At 64.0% G+C, this 14,725-nt stretch carries 7 protein-coding genes; 2 read left to right on the forward strand and 5 right to left on the reverse strand.

Going from position 1 to position 14,725, the window contains the following annotated elements:
- From CEY05_RS30335 to CEY05_RS30345, 3 genes are all read right to left on the reverse strand, one after another.
- Window positions 1–3,280, reverse strand: a 3,280-nt coding sequence (locus CEY05_RS30335; RefSeq protein WP_088601251.1) for a retention module-containing protein, incomplete at its 3' end; no start/stop codon positions are given.
- Between the two features lie 370 nt (window positions 3,281–3,650).
- Window positions 3,651–5,099, reverse strand: coding sequence for a short-chain fatty acid transporter (locus CEY05_RS30340; protein ID WP_088601252.1), 1,449 nt, complete (start codon window positions 5,097–5,099; stop codon window positions 3,651–3,653).
- Window positions 5,100–5,149: 50 nt separating this feature from the next.
- On the reverse strand, window positions 5,150–8,800 hold the full coding sequence (locus CEY05_RS30345; RefSeq protein WP_088601253.1) for a molybdopterin-dependent oxidoreductase: 3,651 nt from the start codon (window positions 8,798–8,800) through the stop codon (window positions 5,150–5,152).
- Window positions 8,801–8,963: 163 nt separating this feature from the next.
- Here CEY05_RS30345 and CEY05_RS30350 point away from each other — a divergent pair, with 163 nt between their 5' ends.
- Together CEY05_RS30350 and CEY05_RS30355 are read left to right on the forward strand one after the other, a co-directional pair.
- Window positions 8,964–9,881 carry a LysR family transcriptional regulator gene (locus CEY05_RS30350; protein WP_088601254.1) on the forward strand — a complete coding sequence of 306 codons (918 nt, stop codon included), beginning with the start codon at window positions 8,964–8,966 and terminating at the stop codon, window positions 9,879–9,881.
- Between the two features lie 285 nt (window positions 9,882–10,166).
- On the forward strand, window positions 10,167–10,763 hold the full coding sequence (locus tag CEY05_RS30355; protein ID WP_088601255.1) for a hypothetical protein: 597 nt from the start codon (window positions 10,167–10,169) through the stop codon (window positions 10,761–10,763).
- Window positions 10,764–10,932: 169 nt separating this feature from the next.
- On the opposite strand, the gene CEY05_RS30360 is transcribed toward CEY05_RS30355, so the two are convergent.
- Complete coding sequence (locus tag CEY05_RS30360) at window positions 10,933–13,209, reverse strand: phosphocholine-specific phospholipase C (protein ID WP_088601256.1); 2,277 nt, start codon at window positions 13,207–13,209, stop codon at window positions 10,933–10,935.
- Window positions 13,210–13,668: 459 nt separating this feature from the next.
- The gene (locus CEY05_RS30365) at window positions 13,669–14,538 is read right to left on the reverse strand and encodes a LysR substrate-binding domain-containing protein (RefSeq protein WP_088601257.1); all 870 of its coding nucleotides are present in this window, start codon (window positions 14,536–14,538) and stop codon (window positions 13,669–13,671) included.
- Window positions 14,539–14,725 lie beyond the last annotated feature (187 nt).

Genomic DNA, 14,725 nt, shown 5'->3' on the forward strand with positions numbered 1-14,725 from the left:
ACGTCCACGTACCATCGGACGTGATCGAGAACGTCCCGTGTTGACCTGCGGCGTTCGTCTGCGCGACAAATACCGCTTGGCCGGCGTCCGGATCAACGATATCTAGCTTGCCGCTGGTCGAAAGCGTCGTATCTTCCTTGACGGTACCAGCATCCGCACCTACTGCATGCGGGGTAATAATGGCCGCATCGTCCGTGCCATTGATCGTTACCGTGACCGACTTCGTGTCGGTTCCGCCGTGGCCGTCGTCCACCTTAACCGTATAGGTCTCTTGGATATGGTCCTTGGCGGTCAGCGATTGCGCTGCTGCATTGTCCAGCGTGTAGGTCCACTTGCCGGTTTGGTCAACCGTGAAGGTGCCGTAGGCGCCCTTCGCGTTGCCATCCACCGTCCAGGTGTGGCTGTCGTTCGTATCGGTGTCCTGCTGGCTGAACTGGCCCGTCGCCGTCTGCGCTGCGTCTTCCGTCACCGAACCGGCAGTGGCGCCAGCCGGAGCCGTGATGACCGGGGCATCGTTCGTACCCTGGATCGTCACCGTGATCGTCGCAGGCGTGCCGTCTGCCGACGTGACCGTGAACTTCTCGGTCATCGACTCGTTGACACCCAGCGCCTGAACCGCCGGGTCAGCATTGTTCAGGTTGTACGTCCACGTGCCATCAGACGTAATCGAGAACGTACCGTGTTGACCTGCTGCGTTCGTCTGCGCGACGAACACCGCCTGGCCAGCATCGGGATCCACAATGTCCAGCTTGCCGCTGGTCTGAAGCGTCGTGTCTTCCTTAACCGTACCGGCATCGCTGCCAGTCGCGTGCGGCGTGATGATGGCGCCGTCATCCGCACCATTGATCGTCACAGTCACCGACTTCGTGTCGGTCCCGCCATGGCCATCGTCCACCTTGACGGTGTACGTTTCCTGGATATGATCTTTGGCGGTCAGCTGCTGAGCCGCTGCATTGTCCAGCGTATAGGTCCACTTGCCGGTCTGGTCAACCGTGAAGGTGCCATAGGCGCCCTTCGCGTTGCCGTCCACCGTCCAAGTGTGCATGTCGTTCGTATCGAGGTCCTGCTGGCTGAACTGCCCCGTTGCCGTCTGCGTGGCGTCTTCGGTGACAGAACCAACCGTCGAACCTGCAGGCGCACCGATCACCGGCGCGTCGTTCGTGCCCTGGATCGTCACCGTAATGGTGGCAGGCGTACCGTCAGCCGACGTGACCGTAAACTTCTCGGTCATCGACTCGTTCACGCCCAGCGCCTGGACTGCCGGGTCGGCGTTATTCAGGTTGTACGTCCACGTGCCATCGGACGTGATCGAGAACGTACCGTGCTGGCCCGCAGCGTTCGTCTGCGCCACGAACACCGCTTGACCAGCATCCGGATCAACGATATCCAGCTTGCCGCTGGTCTGGAGCGTCGTATCTTCCTTGACCGTACCCGCGTCAGCGCCCACGGCATGCGGCGTGATGATGGCCGCATCGTCCGTGCCGTTTATCGTCACCGTCACCGACTTCGTGTCGGTCCCGCCATGGCCGTCGTCAACCTTGACGGTATAGGTTTCCTGGATGTGGTCATTGGCGGTCAAGGATTGCGCCGCTGCGTTATCCAGCGTGTACGTCCACTTGCCGGTCTGGTCAACGCTGAAGGTGCCATAAGCCCCCTTCGCATTACCATCCACGGTCCACGTGTGCGTATCGCTCGCATCCACGTCAACCTTGCTGAACTGGCCGCTTGCCGTCTGCGCGGTGTCCTCGGTCAAGGAGCCGACGTCCGATCCTGCCGGAGCAGTGATCGTCGGGGCGTCGTTCGTGCCCAGGATCTGGACCCTGACCGTGCTGGTCGTACCGTCGATCGTGGCGACCGTGAACGTCTCCGTACGCGTGTCATTGACGCCCAAGGCCTGCACCGCGCTGGCCGCGTTGTCGAGCGTGAAGCTCCACGTGCCATCGGTTCCCAAGGTAAACGTGCCGAACTGCGACTTGGAGGTCTGCGCCACGAAAGCGGCCTGGCCCGCGTCAGGATCGACCACATCCAGCTTGCCGCTGGTCTGGAGTGTCGTGTCTTCCTTCACCGTGCCGGCGTCAGCCCCCACCGCATGCGGGGTGATGATGGCGCCGTCATCGACACCATTGATCGTCACAGTGACCGTCTTCGTCGCCGTGCCGCCGTGGCCGTCATCGACTTGAACGGTGTAGGTCTCGGTGATGTGGTCCTTGGCGGTCAGCGGCTGCGCGGCCGCGTTATCCAGCGTATACGTCCACTTGCCGGTCTGGTCCACGCTGAACGTGCCATAGGTACCCTTGGCACTGCCCACGACACTCCAGGTATGGGTATCGGTAGTATCGATGTCCGTCTTGCTGAACTGGCCGCTCGCGGCCTGCGCGGCGTCTTCCGTCACCGATCCGGTGTCGGAACCGCTCGGCGCATCGATCACCGGCGCGTCATTGGTACCCTGGATGGTCACGGTCACGGTGCCCGTCGCGCCATCAGCCGACCGCACCGTGAAGCTTTCCGTCATGCTCTCGCCCACGGCAAGCGCCTGGACCGCGGGATCGGCGTTGTTCAACTGATAGGACCAGGTCCCGTCAGCGCCAATCGAGAAAGTCCCATGCGCGCCTGCGGTATTCGTCTGTGGGGCGAACACCTCCTGAGTCGGATCCGTGCTCAGGACCAGCAGCTTGCCAGTGGACGACAGGGTGGTGTCTTCCTTGACGGTACCTTCGCCATTGCCCGAAACCAGCGAAACGCTATTGGTCCCCGTCGTAGCGGGGCCGTTCGCAGCGGTGTCGTTCGTCGTGTCGGCGCCACCTCCGGTCGGCTGGAGTATTGTCTCTTCGGCACCAGCAGGACGCGGATAGGCCAGGTCCAGCGGCGTGGTCTGCTCCAGAATCCGCGCCAGGCGCACGAAACTGCTGCCGCCGGCATCGCCGGAACCGGCGGATACGAGCGCCGCGGTGGGATCCAGGGTGTCGAAAGGATCCTGGCCGGACTGCAGGGCCGCCAGCAAGCGGTCCGAATCCGTCCCTTGCGGGTTGGCCACGCTGGCTTCGCTCTTGTCTGCGCCGGCAGTCAGGTCTTGCGTCAGCGAAACATCCCTGTTCTCGCCGATCAGGATAGGCATCCCCCCCTCGACCTGCAGCGATACCGTCGCGCCAGGACCGGTCACGATCTCCGTATCCGGCGGTATGTGGCTGCCTACATGCAAGGCAGTCAGCGAGCCGTCAGCATTACGCATCCAGGCTTGGCCGGTGATCTGAAGAATGGTGGCGGGAAGGGTGTAGGCCATGAGGGTTACTCCAAAAGGATCTGGTGATCCTATGGATCCCTTACCCCCCGGGCATTGTCCTCAAGTACATGGTACGCAACGAATTTGTATCAATACGATATTGATCAGCACAAACCTGCGGGCTTAGCAGAAATTAATCGCAAATTTAGGAATAGCCTATCGCGTAGAAGCTACATGAAGGCAGTGATTATCTGTGCGAAAGTAGCCGGTACGACTCGTCTCACCGTGCGATACGACGGGAGTTTGAGATGTGTCAGGAACGGACTGGATGGGGCTTGTCCAGCCGGGCCGGTGGCGATCGATAGCCGCGCACCTGATTGCCCCGCACCTGATTGCCGCACCCCATGATCGGGGCGCGGCAATCGACCGCTTACGGCAGCATCGGCGGTTTGTAGTCGAGCGTGGACGCCAGCGCCCACAACATGATCAGCACGATAGGCGCATGCACGATCAATTGCGTAAACGTAAAACCGACCACGTCGCGCGCACGCACGCCCAGCACACCCAGCAAAGGCAACATCCAGAAGGGATTGATCAGGTTGGGCAAGGCTTCCGCGGCGTTATAGACGGTCACGGCCCAGCCCAGGTGGACGTGCAGATCATTCGCGGCCTGCATGACATAAGGTGCTTCGATGATCCACTTGCCGCCGCCCGAGGGCACGAAGAAGCCCAGCACCGCCGAATAGACACCCATCAAGGCGGGGAAGGACGCATGCGACGACACCGATACGAAGAACGACGACAGCATGTGCGTCAAAGTATGGCCGTCAGCACCAGCCGCCTTGGTCAGGATGAAGGCCACCCCGCCATACAAGGGAAACTGGATCAGGACGCCGCCCACCGACGGCACCGACTTGGCCACCGCGGCCAGGAAACTGCGCGGGCGCCAGTGCAACAACATGCCCAGCATCAGGAACAGGAAGTTATAGGTATTCAGATTGGAAATCGCCAGCACGCCATTCTTGGTGCTGAACTCGTTGTAGATCCAGATGCCGCCCAATGCCACGATCAGCAGGGTCAGGATCGGGCTGTACTCCATCCAATCCCCGGGACGCGAAGGCGGCGCGGCCTTCGCCACCGGCTGGCTGACATCCACGCCCAGGTCCTGCGCAGTGACGGCCTTGTCGCCGCGCGGGGTGGAATAGAACGCCACGATCAACGTGGCGATGGTCAACGCCACCGCGATTGCCATGGACTGCCACAGAAATATGGTCTCCGAAAACGGCAGCACCCCGGTGATCTGCAACAGCGACGGCGGCAAGCTGGCCGGATTGGCCTGCAATTGCGCGGGCGCGGAGCTGAGGCCCAGCGCCCAGGTCGCGCCCATGCCCATATACGCGGCGGCACCTGCCGCGCGGTAATCCATGCGCAGGTCCGTGCGGCGCGCCAAGGCGCGGGCCAGCAAGCCACTGAAGATCAGGCTGATGGCCCAGTTGAACAGGGACGTGGCGATGCTGATGAAAGCGATGAAGCAGATGGCGCCACGTGCCGTCTTGGGCAGGCGGGCCAGGCGCTCGATCAAGCCGGCGGCCGGCGGCGAAACGGCCACCACGTAGCCGGAAATTGCCACGAACGCCATCTGCATGGTGAACGGGATCAAGGACCAGAAGCCGTCGCCAAAGGCGATGCCCACTTTCTGCACCGGTGCGCCGATGGCGACGGCGCCCAGCGCGCACACCAGCACGGCAATGACCGCGAAGATGTAGGCGTCCGGGAACCACTTTTCCGACCAGGCGGTAACACCGGCGGCCAGGCGTTCCAGGCCGCCTCCCGATTCCGCTTCGGCGGGCGCTTGTTTGGCTAGAGCTTCAGTTTTCATGCATTTCCCCTTGGTTGTGTCCGTTGTTGCGTCATGCTTCGATAAATAATTCAAGCGTCAAGCACCAGATCCGCGACAGGCACGGCCTGGCAAGTCAGGCAGATGTCCGGATCCTCCGGCTCGGCCCCATGCAGATGGCGCACCTGTCCGCTGACGATGCGCACCGCACAGCTTTCGCACTGCCCCACCCGGCAGCCGCTGGGCAGGTTCAGGCCCTGGCTCTCGGCGAAGCTCAGCAAGGTGCCGCGTGCGCTGGTCCAGGTGGATGTCACATCGCCCGACCGCGCGAAGCGCACCGCATGAGTAGCGTCGCCGCCGAGGACCGGCGCGGGCGGCGACCTAAAGACTTCACTGAAGATATCGAATGCGGGTACGCCCCGCGCGATCAGGTCTTCGGTAAGGCTGCGCATCATCGCTTCGGATCCGCACATATAGAAACGCGCACGGCGGCGCAGCAGCGAATCGTCCACGCAGGCGGCGTCCAGCCGCCGGGCGCCGCGGCCATCCTCGGGCAAGGGATGGGCGTAGTAGTCCACGATCGTCAAGCGCGGCAGCCGCGCGCGCAGCTCGGCCAAACGCTCGGCATAGGCATGATGGCGGCCATTGCGGTTGGCGTAGTGCAGCCACACTTCGGGCAGTTCCCGCGACGCCCCCGCTTCCTGCGCCTGCGCGGCCAAGGTTTCCAGGTGCGCGATGAAAGGCGTGATGCCGATACCCGCGGCGAAACACACCAGCGGCTTGGGCGAACGCGTCGGTACGATGAAACTGCCGCCCGGCGCACCCAGGCGAACACTGTCGCCCAAGCGCAGTTGCTTGTGCAGATGGCCCGACATACGGCCGTGCCACGCTGCGCCATCCGTGCCGGTGCCGTATTGCCGGCGTACGGCAACGCGATACTCGCGGCGGGGCGAGGTGGCAGGCGAAATCGCGGATCCGACCAGGGAATAAGCGCGCAGCAGCTTCTCCGCCGGACCGGCAGCGACTTCGATGGTGACGTGCTGGCCCGGTTGATAGTCGGGCAAGGTCCCGCCATCGGCGGCGGTGAAAGTGATTTCGAGCACGTCGCGCGTGCGGGGATAAAGATGGCTGACGACGAAGGCGCGCGTGCCGGTCCAGGACCGACGTTGCGGATCGACCGAGGCATCGCGCTCCAGATCGCAGGGAAAGGCCCGCATCGGAACCGACCCGCTGACGGGGTCTGCCTGCGCGGCCGTGATCAGGGCGTTGTAGTTGCTGCCTGAAACGCCGCCCGGCGCCCGCACGGCATAGCCTTCCTGCCCTATCTCCGGGCACGGTTGCCACCAGCCGTAGTCCGCCACCACTACATCGTCATTAAGGTCGTCATCGACCAGCGCAACGAAGCGGGCCTGTCCCACCGGCGTGGCAAGCCGCACCCAATCACCGTCGACGATACCCTTGCGCGCCGCCAGCCCGCGTCCCAATGCCGCGCGCGGCAACGGTGCCCGCTTGCGCAGGGACACCAGGGACCGATGCTGGCTGTGGCAGTAGTAGCCGCTTTTCGCCGAAGTCAGCACCAGCGGATACTGGCTGCCGCCGGCTTCGGCCGGCGACGCCGCGTGGACTGGCATCGGTGCGTAACCGTGGCGCAGCAGACGTTCGGAATACAGTTCGACCCTTCGCGTTTCCGTGGCGAAACCGGTGACCGGCTGCGCGCGTGGCACAGCCGTGGCGCCGGCCAGGGGCCAACCGGCCCGCCGCGGGCGGTCTGGTCCTGCGGCGTCCGGCAGCGCGTACTTTCGGTCACTGCCGCGCAGGGCCGGACTCAAGGTTCCTCCGGCCGCTCGCAGGTCCGCGACCCGGATACCCAAAGGGGCAAGGATGTGGTCCCAGCCGCGCTCCAGGCTGCCATCGAAGAACAAGTTGCCCATGCCCAGGCGGCAAGCCAGGTCGAAGACGATGTCATTGTCCGAGCGTGACTCGCCTCGGGGCGTCACCATGCGGGGACGCAACTGGATGCGCGACTCGGCCGCCTGGTTGATCTCGAATCCCACGCGCAGCCCTTCGCGCTCCCACGGCGTATTCACCGGCAGCAACACGTCCGCATATCGCGCACTCGGCGTTTCGAACAGGTCGAGATGGACGTGGAATTCCAGTGCCCGCAATGCGGCTTCCGCCATCTCGACATCGCCTTGCGAGGCAAGCGGATTGGAGCCGAAGCCGAACAGGGCACGCACGGGATAAGGCTGGCCTTCCAGGATGGCCTTGTACAGATCGCGGGCAGTGACCCAGCCATTCGCAGGCGGCCCCAAGGGGCGCTCCGCCAGGCCCAGGGCCTTGGCGCTTTGCGCAGGGCTGATGAGGTCCAGGCCATTGACCTTGTTCACGGCATGCCGCGCGTACTGCCGGTTGCCGCCCGGGACATCGAAGCTGCCCGTCAAGGCATGCAGCACCGCCACGGCTCTTTCGGTCTGCGTGGCGTTGCTGTGTTGGCCGATGCCCGTCCACGCGTGGTAGGCGACCGGGCCGCTGGTCGCCAGCAGGTCGGCGGCCGCCAGCAAGGTCTCCGGCGGCACGCTGGTGATTTCCGCTACGCGCGCCGGGGTGTAGGCGGACGCCTCCCGTGCCAGCAGCGCCAGGACGGGCAGGCAGCGTACGCCGCGGCCATCGTGCAAGGGAATGTCGTAGGCGCCGCTCAGGGCGTAGTGCGCGCCGCCCTGGTCGGCCGCGGCCAGGCGGGTGTCATAAGGCGCCGGACCGTCAAGGTCGCCGCGCCATGCGACGAAGACCGGCGTGGGCGTCGACTCGTTCGTAGTGCCGGACGCGGCGTCCGAAGCCACGTCGTCCGAAGCTGCTTCGTCTGGAGCCGTGAAACCAGCCCGTGGCCCAGCGCCCGCAACAGCGCCGGCCGATTTGCCGCAAGGCACGTCATCCCAAGCCACATCCTCGGCCCGCAGGAAGTGCCCCGTGTCAACGCGTACCAGCAACGGGGCGTTGGTCCACTCCCGCACGAAAGCGGCGTCGTAGCGTTGTGTGTCCAGTAGCTGATGGATCAGGCCCAGCGCCAGCGCGGCGTCGGTCCCGGGACGTACCGGCAACCAGGCGTCGGCTTGTCCGGCCAGCGCGGTGCGGCGAGGATCGACCACCATCAGCCGGGCGCCGCGCGCACGGCCGACACCGATGGCGTTGGCCTGGGCCAGCCAGGTGTTGGTGGGATTGTGGCCCCACAGCAGAATCAGGCCCGCGCCTGAGTAATCCGCCACCGGCATGCCGCTGCCGTACGTGAAGGCGTGGGCAAAATCCTTGTGCCAGTTGCAGATTTCGGTCGCGTAGCAGATGTTGGGACTGCCGAAGGCGCGCACGAAGCGTTCGATCCAGTCGATGCTGTCGGACAGCGGCGTGCCGGAGGGGGTGGTGACGCTAAAGGCCACGGCTTCCGGCCCGCTCTGGTCGCGGATTTCTCCCAGGCGCGCCGCCACCAGGGTCAGCGCTTCTTCCCAGCTGATACGTTCCCAGCCGGGGTCGGCATCCCCTTTGGGCCGGGTACGGCGCATGGGATGCAGAATGCGATGGGGGCTGTGCACCAGTTCCGGCGCGGCGCGGCCCTTCATGCACATGGCCTGCCCGGTAGGGTGCGCGGTGTCCGGCACGACACGCAGCAGCGCGTCGTGGTCGACGATGTTGCGTGTGCCGCAACGTGAACGGCATAAGGTGCAGTAGCCGCTGATCTCGATTGCGCCCATTTTCCCCGATGCCTGAACGTCTTTCTTCGAACCCACATGCTAGGACCAGGCGAGCGATATTGCTAATATAAATTTTTGAAGGCAGATTATTGAGATAATCGATATCGCCTGCCAAGCCGCAGCACCGCGCCGCTGGGCCGCTCCACCGTTCTTGAAGGACGCCATGCCTACCCCCATTACCCTGCGTCAGTTCGAATACTTCCTTGCCCTGGCTGAAACCGGCCAGGTTTCCAAGGCGGCGCTGCGCTGCAACGTTTCGCAGTCGACCATGACCATTGCCCTGCGCAATCTGGAAGACTCGCTGAACGTGCCGCTATTCGTGCGGCACGCCAAAGGCTTGCGCCTGACCGACGAGGGTGAACGCTTCGTGCGTCACGCGCAGAACGTGACCGGGGCCTTCGATCGCGCGCTCGACGACATGCGCGCGGCGCCCGACGAAGTCAGCGGCAGCCTGCGGCTGGGCGTCACGGAAACGATCTCCGCCTACCTGATGCCGGCGGTCATCGCCGCGGTGGCACAACGCTTCCCCAATCTCAGCCTGCAGGTCATGGAGCTGGAACGCCACGACGTGGAGCAACGCCTCCTGCGCGGCCAGCTGGACCTGGGGCTGGTCATCGTCTCCAACCTCACCCGCTTCGACAAGCTGCAATACGACACCATGCTGCGGTCGCCGCGCCGCCTGTGGACGCATCCGGACCACCCGCTGCAGCAGGCCGGCAAGGTCACCCTGCGCGACGTGTCCGAAGCCGACTACATCATGCTGGACATGGACGAACACATAGAAACCGTCGGCAAGTACTGGGGTCGCTATAGCCTGGCGCCCCGCGTGCGCTACCAGAGCCGCTCGCCGGAAGCGGTGCGCAGCCTGGTGGCCCTGCAGCAAGGTGTGACCATCCTGTCCGATCTGGTCTACCGCCCCTGGTCGCTCGAAGGCCGTCGGATCCTGCGGCGCGATATCAGCGATGAAGTACCCACCATGGACATCGGTGGCGTCTGGCCCAAGCGCAGCGGCCTCGGGCGCAGTGGCGAATTGCTGATGAACTTCCTGCGAACGTCGATCAAGGCCCTCGCCAACGCCTGAGGTGGCGACTGCGCCGCCCGCAGCCCCCGGAACTGACGAAGTCGCCCCTGCGCTCGCGGCGGCAATGCTCTGCACCAGACCAGCGCGTTACTAAGAGTAACTTAGCCACCCCTGGTTTTCCCTTATTCGCACGCTTCCTACTGCGCAATCCTGGTCAACCCAGCAGTCACGGTGTCGCGAATCGTTACGTTATGACCCGTCCCAATTTACAGAATGCAAATTCCGCAGCTTATTGCTGAGCTACATTCATCCGCGATTCAGCATCGATCACAGGAGAGCACGGAAATGAAGCAAGCGCCGTTGATGGAAGACTTGGTATTCGTCGAAACCAAGCGCATCGTGTATTGGTTGGGATTTATCGGCATCTGCACGACCGTCCTCGGCATCTACGCCCTGATGAAGATGACGGGCAACACCTGGTTCGCGGTCTTCCTGCTGGTGTGCGGCCTGTGGACGCTCTCTTCCGCTGTGTTGAACGCCACCAGCGCCAAGGGTCCCATCTTCATCCTGAAGAAAGACGGTATCTGGTTCGTGAACAGCGAAGGCCTGCTGCCCTACGACATCATCGGCGACATGCAGGTGGAGCGTTATAGCTCGCTGATGCAGCCTCAACGCAATATGTCGTTCACCATCGCCCCTGAGGACAAGGACCGCGTGCCGGAATTCCGTGGCATGAGCGGGCTGGGCCTGCGCCTGAGCCTGCTGTTGTGGCGCACGGGCGCCCACAAGGGCCGTGCCTTCAAGCGCACCATGGTGGTGTTCCGCTACAGCGGCTTGAAGCTGGACAACGGCGAAAGCGTCGACACGGAAATGATCGAAGAAGAAATCGCCCGCCGTATCAATGTGTCCGAGCCGACCGTCGTGGCCGCGCCCGGCTATTGAGTCCAAACCCGGGGCTTTGCATTGGCGCCCTGAACCAGGCGCCGGAACCAGCGCCCCGAGCCAGGGTCCCGAACCCAGGCCCCAGACCACCCCACAAAAAATCGCGGCCTCCGAAGAGGCCGCGATGCCATGCAAACTCAACGCAAGCTCAACACCCGTCTAGCGACGATTATCGAGCGCCGGTCCCCATCGCGGGGTCCGTGACCGAGTCCTTCCCGATCTCGATGCGTCCAGCGAAGCGGCGCTGGAACGATGCAGCTCCCGTGCAAGTCACGAGGAAATCGTACCAGTTGCTGCTATCGCCCAAGGCCCAGCTCAACTCCCCTACCTGGCCAGGCTGCACCGTCGCCGTCCACGGGCCATCCGTGCGATAGGCCTTGGCGGCCGCGGTGAACGTCGTCGCGGTGCTGCCGTTGTTGTACAGCTTCACCACCACCTGGGCCGGATCGCACACTTCATAGCAAACCTGGATCTCGGGACCGCCAGCGGCCGTCTGTTCGTTCAGATTACCGACGAACTCGCGGTGATAACCATTGGCGCCCAGCACCCACAGATCGTAGGCACCGCTGTCTCCGACCGGCACCGTCCACACGCCGCTGAGCGACTTGCCCGCTTCCACTACGTAGCGACGGGGCGCCACGTCCAGATGCTTCTTGTCGTAGACGTGGAACACCGCGCCCACCGTACCGTTGTTGGCGAACTCCAGGGTCACCGTGCTGGCGCCGGCGGCGACGTGCGCAGTGGTGTGCAGTTCATAGGGCAGCGCGCGCGACGGGCGCGATCCGGCCTCCTGCACCGGCAGCGCCGTGCTGCTGGTCGCGGCCGGAATCGGCACCGCCGTCTTGGCGGCCTGGGCCGCCGCCAAGCTGTCCGCGGTGGCCTTGTCGGTTCGGCCGGACAGCGTTTCCAGCGCATCGACGTTGGGGCTGACGAAGTTGAAGCACGACGTCAGGTCACCGCAAACCGCACGGCGGTACTTGCTGATCTGCGGTTCGGCCACGCCGAAACGCTTTTCCAGGAACATCAGCGTCGAGGTGTGATCGAAGACCTGCGAGTTCACGTAACCACCACGGCTCCAGGGCGAGACGATCCACATCGGCACGCGCGGGCCAGGGCCGAAGGGCTTGCCATCGACGGCCGGCTGGGTGGCGTCGATAGGCGCGTAGTTGTGATATTCGACCGCCATGTCGGTATCGGCCAGCGTGGAACCACCCGCGACGCTGCCGTCGGCGAAATGCGAAGGCGCGGTCGGCGGCGGCAGGTGATCGAAGAAGCCGTCGTTCTCGTCGTAGTTGATCAGCAGGACCGTCTTGCTCCACACCTCGGGGTTGGAGGTCAACGCGTCCAGCACTTCCTGCACATACCAGGCGCCCTGCGTGGGGCTGGAAGGACCAGGATGTTCGCTGTAGATCGACGGCGGGATGATCCACGACACCGAGGGCAGCTTGCCGTTGGAGATGTCTTCGCGGAAGGTCTCCAGGAAGCCGTAGGGCATGGTGTTGTGGAAACCCTTGGCCAGCGGGCTCAAGGCATCGTCGATGGCCGGATCGTAGAACGCGCCCGCGGCATTGGGGGCCGTGTTGGCGATGTTGCCGTTGACGTACACCGGGCGACGCGCGACCGGCATATTCTCGATTTCCTTGCGCCAATGACGGAAGCCCATCATCTCGTTGCAACCGTAGTTGTCGATAAGGCTCTGGTAGACCTTCCACTTCACGCCGGCTTTTTCCAGGCGATCGGCGTAGGTGGTCCACGTCCACCCGGCGGTCGATGCGCCGATGTCGTTGCCGCCGTTGAACTCGTTGTTCAGGCCCGCGGTGGGCGTATAGGCGCCGCCGGCGGGATCCGTGCCATTGGGGCCGTTGGTACCGGTCCAATAGAACAGACGGTTGGCGATAGTGCCCGTGTGCATGCCGCAGTGGTAGTGATCGCACAGCGTGAAGGCGTCGGCCAGCGAACGCTGGAAAGGCACTTCGGCGGTCTCGTAGTAACCCATGGCCAGCGGCTTCTTGGCGTCGGGCCAGTTGCTCATGCGGCCTTGGTCCCAGGCCGCTTGCGAGTCCAGCCACGTATGCGGCGTGCTGCCCGCGCGAATGGCGTTGCCCGCGGCTTCGTCCAGGTGGTAGGGAATGATGGTGCCGGCGCCCGGCGTCGCCGTGCCGGTATAGGTCTGGTAGAAAACGTTGGGGGTAGTGGCCGTGGGGATGGGGAAGCGGTCGCCGAAGCCACGTACGCCCTTGAACGTACCGAAGTAGCTGTCGAAGGAGCGGTTCTCCAGCATCAGCATCACGACGTGCTCGACGTCGTTGATGGTGCCAGTGACGTTGTTGGCCTCGATGGCCAGGGCGCGGCGGATGGCGGGCGGGAAGGCGTTGAGCGCCATGGCCGCGGCACCGGTGCCGAGCGAACTTTGCAGAAATCTGCGTTTCGAAGGATTGAAGCTCATGCTGTCTCGTGTCACCTGGATCGTGCACATGCATCGTGCACTTGAGTCTGCGTCACCGCCTGGACAGGCGGAGGAGAAATCGGAGGTATCGGCCTCAAGGCGCCGGCGCGCAATGCGTGGTAGTGCATTGAGCTGGCGTCGAAGTGTCCGGCGGTGCCGGGTCGGTCGGCGTGGTCGCCGGCGGAGTATCCGAATCGTCATCGTGCGAGCTGCCGTCGAAACAGCCGCCCAAGGTGACGACCAACGCGAACCCGCACACGAGCCGCACTACTGTCATTGGTTTCAAATTTGCACCCCATTCATATGGCAAACCGACGGCATGGCTCCGTCGGGCGTGCACATTGTGGAGATCAGGCAAGACGTGGAAATGTCATCCAGGCAAAGCCTGCCTATGGGGCTATCAGTGATTTGTGGGCTCTGTTCCCAATGGCAACGGGAGTGACGCGAAGTTACGCGCGCTCAATGCTGCGATGCATTCGGCAGGCTCGCGATGAACGCCTCCGCCAAGGGCATCGAAGCGCGTTCGCGCATGCAGTAGAGGTATACCCGCAATACGGGAGGATCGGGCTCGATGGCCACCGTGCGCAGGTTCTCGTCCTGCGGCACGTCGCGCACGGGCATCAGCGTACAGCCCAGATTGTGCTGCACGGCCCGGCAGATCATCTCCCGGCTGCCCATTTCAAGTACCGAGCGCGGCCGCACGGCACGCGCGTTCATGGCCTCTTCCATCAGGTTGCGAGTCCACGAGCCCTGCTCGCGCAGCAGCAGCGTGTGGGAGGCCAGGTCGTGCAGCGCGATCTGGCCACGGCCGGCCAATGGATGGGCCCGGTGCGCCACCAGGACCAACGGATCGGTGGCGATCTCGCAGCGCAGCAGGCGGGGATCGTTCAGGGGTTCGGACGCCACCGCCAGATCGACCCGGGAATCGAACAGCGCCTCCAGCATGGAGCGCGAATTACCGACTTCGATGCCGATGCTGGCGTCCGGGTACTGCTCGCGGAAGCCGCAAATGATGGACGCGATGTAGTTCGGGCCGGTGGTGCCGATGTGCAGTGAACCCGCCAGCAGTTGCTTGCCGTTGCGCAGTTTGAAATCGATGTCGTGCTGGATCTGCATCATCTGCCGGGCCAGCGGCATCAACTCCGTACCGGTGCGTGTCAGTTCCAGGCGGCCGCCACGGCGATGGAACAACTCCACGCCATAGCTGGATTCCAGCTGCTGGATGCGCGAAGTCACCGTGGGCTGGCTGACCTGCAATTGTTTCGCCGCCGCCGTCATGCTGCCCTGACGCGCGGTTTCGTAGAACGCAGCCAAGAGGAAGGGAAGCAAGGAATGCACGGGCACGGCGTCACGGGCAAGGCCGTGGCAGGTAAACGAAAGGGACGCCGTGTTATAGCGCCCGAACTTGACACTGAAATGAAACCCGGCTGTCTAAATGCTGACAACGTCAACGGACCTCCCCCGCGCCCGCATCCTGCCGGGCAACGGGACAAGCGGGGTTCGTGTTCCCGTCTCT

The sequence above is a fragment of the Achromobacter sp. HZ34 genome (assembly GCF_002209485.1).
Lineage (GTDB): Bacteria > Pseudomonadota > Gammaproteobacteria > Burkholderiales > Burkholderiaceae_B > Bordetella_C.